We start from the raw sequence: 14,849 nt of genomic DNA, 5'->3' as shown, positions 1-14,849 counted from the left end.
GAACGTGTCTGCTTTCAGCCAATCGGAAAGCGGGCTTTGGCGCCAAAAAAACGTTGTGACTTTTTGCGTGTCCAATCCGAGCAATCGCTGTAAACAGATGACAAGGTGTTAATTGGTAGCGATCAAAAGGCTGACGCGGAATGCTCAAACAAACGATTTTTGACCGGGCTTTTTCTGTGATCTATACTCGCGAGGCCTCGGATTTTGGGTGTCCCTTCGCGGCCGTACGTCAGCGTCATTGGTGAAGTCATCTTCACAGCGACTTTGCAGTTCTGAAATCTCGCCTGACCTGCCAACCCTCCCTCCAACGACACCCAAAAGAGATCCACACAGCATGGCAAATCCGATACGTCGATCTAGATTGTGCGCAGTTGGTCATCACCGGGGCATTCGTAAGGCAGCGGTCAGCGTGCTGTTGCAGCTGAGTTTGGTTTGCATCAGCTTGGCAGCTGCCCAGTGGGTGCACGCTGATCAACCGGCCGCTCCGTCGCATACCACTCCCACAACCTCTCCGCAAACAGCTGTCGCCAACGGTGGCGCCAATGGTGTCGAGGGTCAGCGGACGCTGCAAAGCGTCTTGCAGCGTGGAGCCGAACTTGAGACTCAGTCGAATTGGGGGCAGGCGGCTCGCTGGTATGAAAAAGCCAGTCGTGAGTTTCCCGAGTCGCAGCAGGTGGCCCAGCGTTTGATCATCTGCAAGCTGCACGGTGACATCATTCGTCGTTACAAAGACAGCAGCTTTGTTCAATCAATTCGCACCAACAACGCCTCCGAAGCACTGGACTTGTATTCAGAGGTTTTGGTCAATCTGGAAACGCACTACGTTGACCGATTGGATCTCGCTCGAGTCTTACTGCACGGAACAGCTTCGCTGGAAATCGCTTTAGAAGAAGCCGGTTTCGTCAACCAGAATTTGGCTGAGCAGTCGCGTGAACGCATTCAACAGTTCCAGCAGACCATTCATCAACGCATTGTGAACCGGCCCACTACGTCTCGCGCTGAACTGCGGCAAACGGTTTCCATGGTCGCTTCCCTTGCCCAGCAAGAATTGTCGCTCAATCCAACCGCTGTCGTGCTGGAGTACGTGGGTGGAGCAATGTGCACATTGGATCAATACACACGTCTGTTGTCCGGCGATCAGTTGGATGACATGTTTTCCAACATCGAAGGGAACTTTGTCGGTTTGGGCGTTGAACTCGAAGCCGACACGGATTCCTTGAAGATTCTGTCAGTGATCCCCGGTGGTCCCGCTGACCAAGCGGGGTTGAAGGCAGGTGAACGGATTGTCCGAGTGGATCACGCTGAAACCGGAACGACTGACCCGTCGGTTGCCGCCGACCTGCTGCGAGGTCCCGAGCACTCCAATGTCTCGATTTGCTTGCTTTCGGTGGACGGCAGTAAACGGGACATGACCATTCAGCGTCGCCGAGTTGACGTGCCATGTGTTGAAAATGTTCACATCGTTGATCAGGAACATGGTGTGGGTTATCTGCGACTGACCAACTTTCAAAAGACGACCAAACGAGAGATTGAACAGGCTTTATGGGCCTTGCATCAGAAGGGCATGCAGAGTCTGATTTTGGACGTTCGCGGCAATCCCGGTGGTCTATTAACGGCCGCGGTAGATGTTGCAGATCGGTTTCTGGGACAGGGTAAGATTGTCACGACACTTGGTCGCAACGTTCGCGAAAACTTCGATTACGTCGCTCACCGCACCAACACCTGGAATGGTCCCTTGGCGGTACTGATTGATGATAACAGCGCGAGTGCCAGCGAAATTTTTGCCGGTGCGATTCACGATAGTCAACGCGGTGTGCTGGTCGGAAAACGCAGTTACGGCAAGGGCAGTGTGCAGGGGATCTTTCGCATGCAGTCTGCAAAGTTTGGTCTGTGCGTGACGACCGCCAAGTTCTATTCACCCAATGGAACGGCCATCAGTTACAACGGCGTCAACCCACACGTGACCGTCGAATCCAAGTACATCGCCGCTCGGCCAGATGCTGAGGGGCAGATCGTCAGTGATCAACGCGATGAGGTGCTGCAATCGGCATTGGCTCAATTGCAACAGCATCGAGTGGCCGGCCAACCACGCTAAGTCATGCTTGGCCGCTGGAGTGTCGCCAGTTTGCGGTCGGCCGCCTGAGCCTGCGAGAGACGCAGCGCTTTGCCGGACGATTACACTTCCTGGCGGCGAATCCGAAGTTGCCAGGCGAGCTTCAAGAGAAACTTGACCGATCGAATCGCTTCGCCCAGGGACAGCTTGCTCTGTCCCAGTTCTCGCTCGGTGAAGGTGATTGGCAGTTCTGCCATTTTTCCGCCGCTGCGCTGGATGCGGACGAGTAATTCTTCCAGAACCGCGTATCCGGTGCACTGAAGGGTCGCAAGAGAAATCTGCTGCAAGCGACTGACGCGGTAGCAACGCATTGAACCGCTGCAGTCGGAAACGGGAAGGCCCAGGCAAGTGGTGGCAAAGGTGTTGAGCAACTTGCTGATCACGCGCCGTCGCAACGGCCAGCCAATAATGTTGCCGCCTTTGACATAGCGTGATCCGATGGCCACATCGATCTGTGGGTCTTCGACCGCCAAGGTTAACATCGCCGGCAGTGCCTGTGGATCGTGGCTGAAGTCAGCGTCCAGGTTGATAAAAAATTCGTAGCCCTGTTCGGTGGCGTGCTGCATGGCAGAGACGATGGCAGAACCCAAGCCCCGTTCATCGGTGCGCTGATTTAGTAGCAGTTTCGAATCTTCCGCTTGTCGCTGACGGACCAAATCGGAGGTGCCGTCGGGGGAGGAGTCGTCTACCACCAAGAGATCTGCATGCGGCAGTGCGTCGCGGAGAGCTGCCAAGATGGCTTCGATATTCTCTGCTTCTTGGTAGGTGCAAATCGCCACCAGGACACGTGGTGAGGCGGGCAGAGAATTTCCGGACGTTTGGGACAACGGTTCCGGATCAGAGGCTGCCGCGGGATGGGATTTGCTTTGCGAAGATGAAGCCATTGTCAGCTGATCGTTAAGGTTCGAGACCTCAAGGGTAAGTCAGCTGACCGGTGGACGCAATGTCTGGCGGCTGACCGGCAGGTTCGCCGGTCGGAATTTTGTTGCCGACTCGCGGCTTAGCCACGCATTCGCTGCAGGATTTCACGATGGTCGAATTGCAGTTTCTCGATCGCGTTTTGTTGGTCGTCCGGCGTGCTGTCCTGGACCGATCCAGCCGGAGTGCGCTGTTCAACTTCAACACTTTCTGTCACCCACAGCAGGTCCGTGTCGTCGGCCCGAACGACCTCCAACTTGGGGCTGCTGGCTTCTGAGGACTCCGTTTCTAGGTTGGGCTTGCTGGTCGGAAACGCCGGAGCACTGATGGGATGGGATTCGTCCATCCAAACCACTGTGTCCTGGCGGGTTGCTGTTTCCCGCGCTGGCACGGTTTCCTGAGCGACAGCGTCTTCCTGGACGGGGGACGCTTCGATGTCGTGGGCCATCGCCAGCATCGGTTCGTTGGTTAGGGTGTCGATTGAGCCGGCGGATGTTTCCGTGGTCTCTGCCGAAGCCAGCGTGCCAAACTCAGTTTCCCATTCTTCCGCTTCTTCAACGTATTGCTCGGGTTCCGATTGCTCGGGTTCGGATTGTTGAGGGGCGGTCTCAGGTGTGAGTTTGGTCTGGCTGGTCGCGACGTGGCTGACTTCGATCGCTTCTTCGATTTCAAAGCGGCCGAACAGTTCGGCAGGGTCAATGGCTTTTACTGGCGGTGTTTCCAGAACAGCCGATTCCTGAGTCTCTGTTTCCTCGATCGGCGCCGGTGGCATCCAAGTGGATTCGGGGTTGTCAAAGACTGGGGCCATGTCGGTTTCGTCGGAGGCCGAGTGTTCCAAATTGTCCAGGTCGGTGCCAAACTCGATGTTGGTCACCGGTGAGGACATTTCGGGTTCGTCAATAATGGGGCCAGGCAATTGCTGCAGGCGTGACCAAGCTTTTTCTACGACCTGATGGGAGATCTTTGTCAGTTCCTCTTCCGCGGCACAGTCGATCGCCTCGGTCATCAGTTGATTGATCAAGCGAGCGATGCCGCCGGTCGCATGCGTGACGGCATGAACTGCTTTTTCGCTGATCGTCTCTTCGGGCGATGCATGGCAGTTGCTGATCGACTGGTAGATGTACTGTCGAACTTCCTGGGCTTCTAAAGGATGCAAGTAGCATCGTGCGCCGATCCGTTGGACGAAGCCTTCGAGGGCAGGTTCGATCAACGTTTCTTCTAGCCGATGTCCGCCGGCCAGTAAGGCGGACAACATGGGGTGTCCAGCACGTCGTAGGTTGGACAGGCGGCGAATCGCTTCAAGAGTCTGGACGCTTAGGTCGTCTGCCTCATCGATGATCAGCAGGTTGGGTTTTCCATTGGCGTTGCGACCGACCAGGGCATCGTGGACTTGGAGTTCCAAGTGCATCGTTTCGTCGATCGACTGGTGAGCGTTGAACGCGTGCAGGATGCGCTGCAAGAATGCGTCGGTGGTCGCCAGCGAGGTGTCGCCCAGCGAGATCACATTCATTTGCGGGGTGAAGTGTTCAGCCACCAGTTCGCAGAGCAGTGACTTGCCAGTTCCCGGAGGGCCAATCACGGTTGAGAAAGGTTCAAAGGCTTGAATGCTGCGCTGAACGCGGGCGAAGGCATCGGCAACGGAGCCAACGGCAACAAATCGACTGGCGGTTGGGAAACAGGGAAATGGAGGGAGCGAAAAGTCTTGATCGCAAGAATTCATCGGTTTCTGCCCGAGTAAAGGTGGTGGCAAGGGTGGCGACCCCAACGGCATCTGGTCCCACAATCCGAATAATCGGCATAACCTGCCAGTAACCTGAATCGGATTTCGGACTTAACCCAAGAGTGTGGTGGATACCACGAAGCCGATCGCAGCCAGCACGGTCAGCGTGGCCCAACGCCCGATGACTTGTTGTGGTTGTGCAAAGAAGGGCTGGCCGGCGATGCGCGGAGACTTGATGCTCCATGCTTTAAACCCAACCGCCACCACAAGTCCCAACAGCAGGGCAACTTGAAATGCCAGCGGTGACCAGGACTGTTTGCGTGGCTTTAAGAAGCGGACGTCCAGCCGGCCAGAGACACCACCGATTGCCAGTGGATTGCTAGCCGCTTTGGCAACGCTCTGCCAGTAAGCCGCTCCCGCAGATCGCGGTGCCGACGCCGTCTGGGTTTCCACGACTTGCACAGGTGCCGGAGCGGGTGGCAGTTGGACGAATGAATCGCTGGCCCCCGAGGCCGTGTCTTGCGAGGTGTCTGAGTTCAGGCCGGCACTGGGGACAGCAACATTGGGAACGGTGACACTGGGTGCAGCGACATTGGGGACAGCAAAGTTCTGTGACGTGTCAGCGGTGTTGCCGAGCGCGACTTGGTTCGGTGCTGCTTGGTCTTGGGCGGCGCTGTGATGAACTGGGCTGCGATGAACTGGATTGACGGGCGCGGCACGCTTGTCAATTGTCAGTTGGTCCGCGGTGGGTAATCGGAAGGCCGCTTTACTGAATGCGGCTGCACGATCGGCAGCGACCGACTTGCTGGTCACGCCGCCGGGTGCAATGCCGCTGTCGCTAAGAGTGAACAGGTGCTGGCTGGGCTCTGGACGCAGCAGGGCAACTTTGTTTTCCGTCAGCTGTTGCTGCAGTTCCAAACGAGATTGGTCCAAGTTAGCGTAGTGGTCCGCCAACTGCTTTCTCCAACTTGCCAGCACCGTGGTCTCGGGATCGGCCGCTTGCTGGCGAGCTGTTTGCTGGGCGACCTGGCGCAGCCTCTTGAGGTCGGGATCATCGATCGCCAAGCAGTACGATGTCCAGGCTTCATCACCTGTTCGACACTGCACCTCTTGGACAGTAACGGTCGCCGGCCAAGCAGCGATGATGATGACGAAGGTTGACACAAAAGCCAGAGTGAGGTCAGTTGCCAGTTGGAAGGCTTTACTGTTCATTCGTAAGCTCGGGTGAAGTGAGTCGAGTTGCAGCGAGCGAGAGTGCAGCGCCGCAGCGGATCTGGCAAAGTAGGCTTGCCAGACGGCGCACTTTGCCACATCATCGCTTGATCGGCAGGAACCCCGTCGGCGATCAGTCTGTTTGTGACGGTGAAGCCAATTGGTGCGATTATCGGAGTAGGTGAGTGTTTCAAGTCAAAATCTGTGGCGTCCGGCATAACTGTGATGTTCAGTGGGTGTCCCAGGCTGGCGGCGACGCCATCGGGCTGAACTTCTTTCCCAAGAGCGTTCGCTATGTTGATCCGAAAGATGAGAGCACGGCAGAGCTCTGTCAGCTTGCCAACGAATTCGGGTTGCTGCGAGTGGGCGTGTTCGTCAATCGATCGGCCGTGCAGTGTCAAGAAGTTGCCGAGGCGGTTGGGCTGGATGTGATTCAGCTGCACGGTGACGAATCCGTCGATGTGGCTCAGCAGTTGACCGCCAGCGGATGCCGAGTGGTTCGCGCGATCAAGTTGCCGCTGGGAGAGATCGGCGCCCAAGCCATCAACGACCTTGTGTCACCCTGGCTGGATGCGGGCTGTCATCTGTTGTTCGACGCGGATGCTGGTGCTGCACATGGTGGCAGTGGCAAAACATTGCACTGGCAGTCATTGGCGGCTTGGCAGGAGAGTGACGGGTGCAGTGATTGGACGCTGGCCGGTGGCCTGAAGCCGGAGAACATCGCGGCCGCGATCCGCGCCAGCGGTGCCACCTCGATCGACACGGCGAGCGGTGTTGAATGCCCTCGGGGAGTGAAAAGCGAGGAGCGGGTCCAGCAATTCTGTCGCAGCGCTCTGGCGGCCTGGGCGAGCCAGTCGTGATGCCGGCACGCCGGTCGCGATTTGGGCGCTGGCAATCTTTTTCGAATCGGTCCGCCACAGACCTGCTCTCTGTGGTGCAGTAACGCTTGGCAACCGTGCTGTGCTGGCTTGGCAACCGTGTTGGGGTTTTCGCATTGGTGCGGATTGCCCCATTGCAGTGGGGCCGCGGCGCGGATTGGTGGAGGCTTCCCCGTAGATTGTTGGCCCCCGGTGACCGAATCGGTCGGGCAGGCTAAACTATGGTTTCCGCCGTCGGTGAAATTGTTCTTGGCAGGTGGCCGAGAAGCCCGACCGGGCCGATTGGATGTCGGTGAAAAAGCGGTCTTCGCCCAAGTCACAGTGGAACGCGAGGCAGGCGAGCAGAGCATCCATGCTTTTGTTCTCCCGTCACGAGGCTTTCCAAACTGGACGATTGCTTAGACCGAACCTGTGGTTTCTTTCGCTCGTTTGCGGGAGAGAATAGAGGTGGCCAGATGGAGTTCTGCGATGTGCAGACTCCCGAATGGACCATCGACTGAAAATTGGTTAATACGCGTTCGGGGAATGCGCGTGCCAGCGGGAGTCCCTGCGATCGGTTCGTTACCCCTCAATTGGCATCCAAGATGCCGTTTTAGAATCAGGAGTTTATCCGTGTCGCAAGTAGAAACACAACAACTGCCGTATAAGGTCAAAGACATTACGTTGGCCGAGTATGGTCGCAAAGAGATCAATCTTGCTGAAACCGAAATGCCGGGTTTGATGGCATTGCGTCGCAAGTATGGAGAGTCCAAACCGTTGGCAGGTGCTCGCATCGCTGGCTGTTTGCACATGACCATTCAAACCGCTGTGTTGATTGAAACACTGGTTGCATTGGGCGCAGATGTGACCTGGAGTAGCTGCAACATTTTCAGCACTCAAGATCACGCCGCAGCGGCCATCGCCGCGGCTGGCATTCCCGTTTACGCTTGGAAGGGAATGACCGACGAAGAGTTCGACTGGTGCATCGAGCAAACCTTGACGTTCCCTTCGGGCCAGAAGCTGAACATGATTTTGGACGATGGCGGCGACTTGACCGCGATGGTTCACGATCGCTTCCCAGAGTTGCTCGATGACATCCACGGTATCAGCGAAGAGACCACCGCTGGGATCCACCGCTTGGAAGTTCTCAATCGCAGCGGCAAATTGCAAGTGCCAGCGATCAATGTCAATGACAGTGCGACCAAGAGCAAGTTCGACAACTTGTACGGCTGCCGCGAGTCATTGGCTGACGGTGTCAAGCGAGCCACCGACGTGATGTTGGCTGGTAAAGTCGCTGTCGTCTGTGGCTACGGCGATGTCGGCAAAGGTTGTGCTCACAGTTTGCAGCGTTATGGCTGCCGCGTGTTGGTCACCGAAATCGACCCCATCAATGCACTGCAAGCGGCGATGGAAGGTTTCGAAGTCACCAATATGGAAGCCGCCAGCAAAGAAGGGCGTCTGTTCGTTACCACCACCGGTAACAAGGACATCATCTTGGGCGAGCACATGAAGCAAATGCCTGAGGATGCGATCCTTTGCAACATCGGCCACTTCGACACCGAAATCGATGTCGCCTGGTTGGAAGCCGAAGTCGACGCTGGCCGCGCGACCAAGGATGAAATCAAACCTGCGGAGATCGGTGCGGTCGATCGTTACACATTCGCCGACTCTGGTCGCAGCGTCCTGATCTTGGCCAAGGGACGTTTGGTGAACCTGGGCTGTGCCACCGGGCACCCTAGCTTCGTGATGAGCACCTCGTTCACCAACCAAACACTGGCTCAGCTAGAACTGTGGACCAACCGCGAAAACGACACCTACCAGACTCAGGTGTACATGCTGCCAAAGAGGCTGGACGAAGAGGTCGCTCGTCTGCACCTGGATCAATTGGGCGTCAAGCTGACTGTTTTGACTCAGGACCAAGCCGATTACTTGGGCGTTCCAGTCGAAGGTCCTTACAAGCCTGAGCACTACCGTTATTAATCGGTAGCGGCCAAGCCGCAGCACTCAAAGCTTAACGGCACGTTGGTTCTCCAGCGTGCCGTTTTTTCATGCGCTGTGTTGGTCTCTGGGCTGCCAAAGGCGTGTTGCGGGCGTTTGGCATTCAGCTGACACGACACTTGAAGTTCCCAGTGCCGGGGTCAGGTTCCCAGTGCCGGGGTCAGGTTCCCAGTGCCGGGCAAAAACAATCGAAGTGTTTTTTGCAGCTATCGAGCAGCGGTTGCAATGTCCGGTGAGTGGCGGCAAGCGACCGGGAATCGCGTGGAATCCTCAGCCTGGCGATCATGTTCCGAGGGCCAATGGACTCTGTCTTACCCAGTTTCTTGTGAAACCGATCTTGTTTCACCAGTCCGTTTTCGCCTAGTTTCCCGCGAAACCGGTTTAGGTTTCCAGAACCGCAGTGTTTATCAAAACTCGCTCGTGGGAGTGGCTTGATCGACATCTCGATGACACCAGACAGACAGTTGAACCGTGGGACGAATCCTTTGCGTTGTGAATCAGAAAGGCGGAGTGGGCAAGACGACCACTGCTGTCAATCTGGCTTCGGCGCTCTCCATGGCTCAGCAGAGTTGTCTTTTGGTGGACATGGATCCGCAGTGCAACGCAACAGGTTCACTAGGCATCACTCCCAGTAATGGGCATGCCTTAGTCGCCGATCAAGTGCTCAGCGAATCGATTCAGGAAACCAGCCAAGCCGGTTTGGCGATCGTCCCGGGCAGCCGAACCTTTCAGGATGTGGATCGGCTCGACTCAGGCGACGAAGACCAGGTTCATCGCGTACGCAAGCATCTTGATAGCGTGCTGGACCAGTATGATTTCGTGATCATCGATTGCCCACCCAGCGTTGGTGAACTCACTCAATCGGCTCTGTCCGCCAGTACGGAGGTTCTGATGCCGATTCAGTGCGAGTATTTTGCCATGGAAGGCCTGACTCAGCTGATCAAGATCATACGCAGCGTCATGCTCTCAACCGACGGCCGACTGACCTTCGGCGGAATCCTACTGACCATGTACGATCCGTCGCTGGAACTGACTCAGGAAGTCGACCAAGAGGTGCGTGAATTTTTCGGAGACATCGTATTTGACTCGGTCGTGCCCAGGGACGTCGCACTTAGCGAAGCACCCAGCCACGGCCAGAATGTATTTCAATATGCCCCTCGATCACGAGGCGCATTTGCATATACGCAGTTGTGCATGGAGGTACTGCAGCGTGACTAAATCAACGGCCGCATCCAAAGACCGACGCCTCGGAAAGGGGCTGGCAGCACTGTTGGGCGAACCGATGCCCGAAGACGCACCTATCGGGATGTCAGCAGGTTTCGGTGAGAATCAAACCAGCCAAAATCAGCCGAGCTCAGGCAGTGATGGGAATTCCCAGAACGGTCCACAGACCATTCTGTTGGAAGTCGATCAGGTCGAGACCAACCCCTTCCAGCCGCGACGTGAATTCAATTCGGACGAAATCGCCTCGCTGGCCGAAAGCATCAAGAGCCACCAGCAACTGCAGCCGATTCTGGTCCGCATCGTTGATGGCAAATATCAACTGATCAGCGGCGAGCGACGGTTGCGTGCCACCATGCACGCGGGCCTAAAAGAGATTCGAGCTGAGGTTCGTCAGGCCGACGACCGCCTGGTCGCCGAGCTGGCGATCATCGAGAACTTGCAGCGAAAAGATCTCAATCCAATCGAAAAAGCGCTCTCCTTCAAACGCTACATCGACGAACACCATTGCCGCCAAGACGATCTGGCGAAACGACTTTCCATCGATCGCAGCACCATCGCTAACTTGATGCGGCTATTGGAATTGCCTGAATCGATTCTCGATCTGTTGCAGGCCGGCAGAATCACCGCCGGTCACGCTCGAGCGCTGTTGCCAATCGGAGAAGAAGACATTCAGATCCATACGGCCAACAGAATCATGGCCGAACGGATCAGTGTGCGAGCCACGGAGAACCTGGTCGCTAGCATGCTCAAGAGCGAAGCTGACTCCGAGACCGGCCTTAAGGTCACCAACCGCACGCGACAAAAACGAAAAGACAATCGGCCTCAGATCGAGGCCTTGCAGCAAGACCTGCGGATGGTCTTTGGCTCGAAAGTCGAGATCAAAGCCAACACCCGAGGCCGAGGCAAGCTGACGATCCATTTTTCGGACAATCAGGACTTTGAACGCATTCTCGCGATGCTCAACCCTCAGCAGCCACCTCAGTTAAAGATCGCCGGTTAGCAGGTAGTTTGTCTTTGCTAGCAAAACACGTCCTCCTGTGTCATTCCGACCTTAGAGACCATTCAGACGCCGTGCCCTTGGGTGCGGCGTTTTTTTTTAGTCCACAGGCTGTTGCGGCAATCCCAGTGTTTGCCGGAACCGAAGCCGGCCGGCCAGCCCAGGCCTGCCCTGGGCAGTTGGTGGGGTGATTGAGTCGAGGATTTTCGCGGAAAACAACGGCCGCCCAGCGATCCGATCGCCTCGTTGCTGGGTGTTCGTGCCCTATACTGCAATAGGTATGGACTTCATTTGTCGGGGAATTTCAGATGGTATGCGTTGCACGATCCTCCAGAGCTCCCGCGCTGAGCTTTTGGGCGGCGTTGGCCGCTGCCCTGCTAGCGATTTTGGCCGGGACGCAGTGTATCGCCGGTGATCGATTCCCCGGTGATTTCGCGGGCAGAGACGCGTTTGCCATGTTGCCCCAGTCTGCTGAAACCGGGCCAGCTGAAATGCCCACTGCTTCTCCGGCAGGGCAGGGCAGCGGTAAAACCGATGAATCCGAGTCCGACGCAGTCCAGCAAGTTCCCGCTGAAGTCGGAAAACGTGGCTATCTGACCGAGATCACGCTGCCGCTCACCTCGCAATCGGTTGATGAATTGATCGCAGCCTTGAAGGTAGCGGCCGCTGCGACATCTGGCGCGGCGGGGCGCAAGCCGGTCGTGCTGCATTTTCAAAAACAGCGCTCGACCGGCGAGACCACTCCGTTCGAGGTGGCTCTGAAACTTTCTCGGGCGCTGACCGGGGCGGACACTCGGACACTGCGCACGATTGTTTGGCTCGACGGCCAGGTTAAAGGGCACGCGGTGTTGCCAATTTTGACCACCGACACCTTGTTGGTCGGCCCGGGGGCAGTGCTGGAAGGTTTCCTAAGTGAGGCCGAACGGGGCGACGAAATCATCCAAGTGAACTATTCAGGGCTGGCTGCCAAACGGGGCCTGTTCCCTGCACAGGTGGTCGAATGCTTGCTTGAACCGGATCGCGAGTTGGTCCGGGTGACCACGATTGGCGGGACGACCGTTTTTGCCAGTGGCGAAAGTCTTGTGAAACTGCGTGAAACAGGCCAGGCCGTCAACGAAAACCAGTGGAGCAGTGCGGGCCAGCCGCTGGTGATGTCAGCCAATCAGCTGGTCGAAGCACGCATCGCTGCTGCCATGGTGCAGTCGCAGAACGAACTGGCTGAATTTTTGGATCTGGCCAAACTGTTCCCGCTGCAGGGCGGTGCTGCCTTAGAGACTGCCCAGGGGGTTTTGTGCGAAATCACCGGATCGATTGCCAGTAATCGTGCCGATCGTTGGCAGAGCAATTTAAACGCCTCGCTAGCGGAGCCCACAACCAATGCATGGATGATTCGCATTGACAGTGATGGAGGCAGTTTTGATTCCAGTGTGGGGTTAGCGGAATCATTCAGCCAATTGAACCCTCCGATTCTTCGTGTCGCCGGTTACTTGGAAAACGAGGCGCGGGCAGATGCAGCGCTGGTCGCCCTGTCGTGTAAGCCGTTGCTGATGAATCCTCAGGCCATTCTAGGTGGTCAGGGAGCGTCAACGATTGAGCCCGAGCAGATTGAAATGCAGAAGGAACGGCTCGAATCCATTGCTCGACAGACCGGGCGGTCGCTGGGGTTAGTCAAGGCTTTGCTGTGCCCTAGCTTGGAAGTGTTTTCGTTCACCAACAAGAAAACGGGACAGATTGTTTATAGCACCGAGAGCGAACTGTTTGATCCAGCCGCCGATCCAGAACTCGAACGTCAACGTTGGACCAAAGGGCAGCGTGTTGATCTTTCCCAGGGAGTGGACTTGCCGACCGCTTTGGATCTAGGCTTGGTGGACGGGGAGAGCGATTCGTTGGAGCAGGCTTCGATTAACGCTGGTTTTGAGGCGACTCCGCCGCTGGTTAGCGAACGCAAATTGATTCGCTTTGTTGAACGTCTGGGGCGCAGTCGGAGCTTGATGACCCTGCTTTTGGTGATGGGGTTCATGGCGTTATCGGCAGAGTTCAATGCACCGGGAATTGGCGTCCCAGGGTTTATGGCCCTGGTTTGTTTTGGGCTGTTCTTTTGGATGAACATGCTGGCCGGCACCGCGGAATGGTTGGAGCTGGTCCTGTTGATGTTAGGCCTGGGGTGCTTGGCGATGGAGCTGTTTGTCTTGCCCGGATTTGGGATCTTTGGCATCGGCGGGTTGCTGATGGTCATTGCTGCAATTGTCTTGATGACGCAGACCTTTATTCTGCCGTCTAACAACTATCAATTGGGCGTTGCCACTCGCGGTGTGTGGGGCTCGCTGATTGGGCTCGTGGGCTTAATTGGTGGTTTCTTGTTGATGCAAAAGCTGTTTCCTCACGTGCCGATGTTCAGGCATTTGGTGATGGAAGCTCCCGATCTGGCCGCGATGGATGAAGCAGAGAAATTGGTGGACTATTCCAGTTTGCTACATCAACAAGGGGTCGCCACCACGGCGCTGCGGCCCAGTGGCAAAGCGATGTTTGGCGATCAACTGGTGCAAGTGGTCAGTGACGGCGGCATGGTGGAAAAGGGGACGCAGGTCAAAGTGGTCGAAGTCCATGGCGCTAAAGTCGTTGTGGAAGCTTGATCGATGCCTTTACTGTACGCGATCTTGTTGATGCTGTTGGCGCTGGTGCTCTTGGCGTTGGAATGTTTCTTGCCGACAGCGGGTGTTTTGGTGGGGATCGGATTGATCTGTGCGATCTCGTCATTGGTCTATGCGTTTTCGGTTAGTCTGACTGCCGCCTCGGTGTTGTTGCTGGTGATGTGCTTTGCGGTGCCTGCGACATTGGTCGTGGTGTTCAAGCTTTGGCCGCATAGCAGCTATGGTCGCCGTCTGTTAAACAGCGAGCTGGCTCTGGACCAGCAAGATGTGCCGACGACATTGCCCGATGGCAACAAGCGAACGGACTTGGTCGGGCAGACCGGTGTGGCGTTAACGGACCTGTTGCCCAGCGGGCGAGCGAGGATTGGCTCGCTGAAACTGGATGTTTATTCCTCTGGGATGGTGATTGATGCCGGGACGGAAGTCATCGTCGTTCGTTGCGAAGCTGGGAAACTGAGTGTGCGTCCGCTGACGGAGGCCGATCAGGTTGCCGTCAATCCAGCGGCTGGTCTGGAAAGTGCTGCGATTGCCCCGGTTGCCGATCAGGACCAGCCCGCAAACGGATCTTCATTGCCTGCTTCGGGAGAGGTGCTTGCTTCCGGAGAGGTTGGGCAGGAACCGACAAAATCCAGAGGCGGAATTGAGGAAACGCTGGCGTCGCTGGATTTTGACTCCTTGCGTGACGAGCCAGAGGCGCCCTGAACGGCCCGCGATTGGGCCTGCTGGATGAGCACGGTCCGAAATGCCAACGGAATTTGGCGAAATCTGCAGCTGAGACTGAAGAACGGGTCCGAGCGCCGCTGAACTTTGCCCTAGGTTTGATTCAGCTGGTGTGAACGTCTGGTTTCAGCATCTGGTCCCAGGATTGAGTGATTGTGTCTGTAAGCATGGTCTGACAGGCATTGTCAGATGGATTTGAATGTCAGCTGGATTTGGATGTGCTTGTGGGCATTGAAATCAGCTGCTGCAGTTGGGCTGCGGAATCCCCGGAATGGCTGGGGAATTTCATTGCACGCCGCACACCTGCGGCGCGAAGAACGTTATATTCAAAACGAACCCAAGTGGTCCCCGCTGATGGAGTCAGCGGAGGCGATGCGCTGAACAGAAGATGACGTCTTGGTCCGCAAGGCGTTGGCTGCTGAAGTCGTCGACGACTTGG

Annotated in this window: 10 protein-coding genes; 7 read left to right on the top strand and 3 right to left on the bottom strand. The window is 56.5% G+C overall.

Annotated features, from left to right (window positions below; translation table 11 throughout):
* The first annotated feature begins 409 nt into the window (after window positions 1-409).
* On the top strand, window positions 410-2,095 hold the full coding sequence (locus tag SV7mr_RS16305) for a S41 family peptidase (protein WP_419187478.1): 1,686 nt from the start codon (window positions 410-412) through the stop codon (window positions 2,093-2,095).
* 80 nt (window positions 2,096-2,175) lie between these two features.
* Here SV7mr_RS16305 and SV7mr_RS16300 read toward each other — a convergent pair whose 3' ends face one another.
* From SV7mr_RS16300 to SV7mr_RS16290, 3 genes are all read right to left on the bottom strand, one after another.
* A complete protein-coding gene (locus SV7mr_RS16300; protein ID WP_145274432.1) occupies window positions 2,176-2,997 on the bottom strand; it encodes a polyprenol monophosphomannose synthase in 822 nt (273 codons plus the stop codon).
* 116 nt (window positions 2,998-3,113) lie between these two features.
* Window positions 3,114-4,751, bottom strand: coding sequence for an ExeA family protein (locus SV7mr_RS16295; protein ID WP_419187477.1), 1,638 nt, complete (start codon window positions 4,749-4,751; stop codon window positions 3,114-3,116).
* Window positions 4,752-4,862: 111 nt separating this feature from the next.
* Window positions 4,863-5,963 (bottom strand): hypothetical protein, encoded by a 1,101-nt coding sequence (locus tag SV7mr_RS16290; RefSeq protein WP_145274426.1) that lies wholly within the window; start codon window positions 5,961-5,963, stop codon window positions 4,863-4,865.
* Between the two features lie 185 nt (window positions 5,964-6,148).
* Between SV7mr_RS16290 and SV7mr_RS16285 the strand changes: the two genes are divergently transcribed.
* The 6 genes from SV7mr_RS16285 (at window position 6,149) to SV7mr_RS16260 (ending at window position 14,392) form a co-directional block, all read left to right on the top strand.
* Window positions 6,149-6,823 (top strand): phosphoribosylanthranilate isomerase, encoded by a 675-nt coding sequence (locus tag SV7mr_RS16285; protein WP_145274423.1) that lies wholly within the window; start codon window positions 6,149-6,151, stop codon window positions 6,821-6,823.
* Window positions 6,824-7,453: 630 nt separating this feature from the next.
* Window positions 7,454-8,800 carry an adenosylhomocysteinase gene (gene ahcY, locus SV7mr_RS16280; RefSeq protein ID WP_145274420.1) on the top strand — a complete coding sequence of 449 codons (1,347 nt, stop codon included), beginning with the start codon at window positions 7,454-7,456 and terminating at the stop codon, window positions 8,798-8,800.
* A 489-nt stretch (window positions 8,801-9,289) separates the two neighbouring features.
* Window positions 9,290-10,036, top strand: coding sequence for a ParA family protein (locus tag SV7mr_RS16275; protein WP_145274417.1), 747 nt, complete (start codon window positions 9,290-9,292; stop codon window positions 10,034-10,036).
* A complete protein-coding gene (locus SV7mr_RS16270) occupies window positions 10,029-11,042 on the top strand; it encodes a ParB/RepB/Spo0J family partition protein (protein WP_419187476.1) in 1,014 nt (337 codons plus the stop codon). The genes SV7mr_RS16275 and SV7mr_RS16270 overlap by 8 nt, the downstream gene beginning before the upstream one ends.
* A 305-nt stretch (window positions 11,043-11,347) precedes the next feature.
* Window positions 11,348-13,672, top strand: a complete 2,325-nt coding sequence (locus SV7mr_RS16265; protein ID WP_145274411.1) for an NfeD family protein — start codon at window positions 11,348-11,350, stop codon at window positions 13,670-13,672.
* A 3-nt stretch (window positions 13,673-13,675) separates the two neighbouring features.
* Window positions 13,676-14,392: an NfeD family protein gene (locus SV7mr_RS16260; protein ID WP_145274408.1), complete on the top strand. Its 717-nt coding sequence runs from the start codon at window positions 13,676-13,678 to the stop codon at window positions 14,390-14,392.
* The last annotated feature ends 457 nt before the right edge of the window (window positions 14,393-14,849 follow it).

The sequence above is a fragment of the Stieleria bergensis genome (assembly GCA_007745635.1).
GTDB lineage: Bacteria > Planctomycetota > Planctomycetia > Pirellulales > Pirellulaceae > Stieleria > Stieleria bergensis.
The sequence above is the reverse complement of the archived record's forward strand: the minus strand, read 5'-3'. Positions and strand labels throughout refer to the sequence as shown.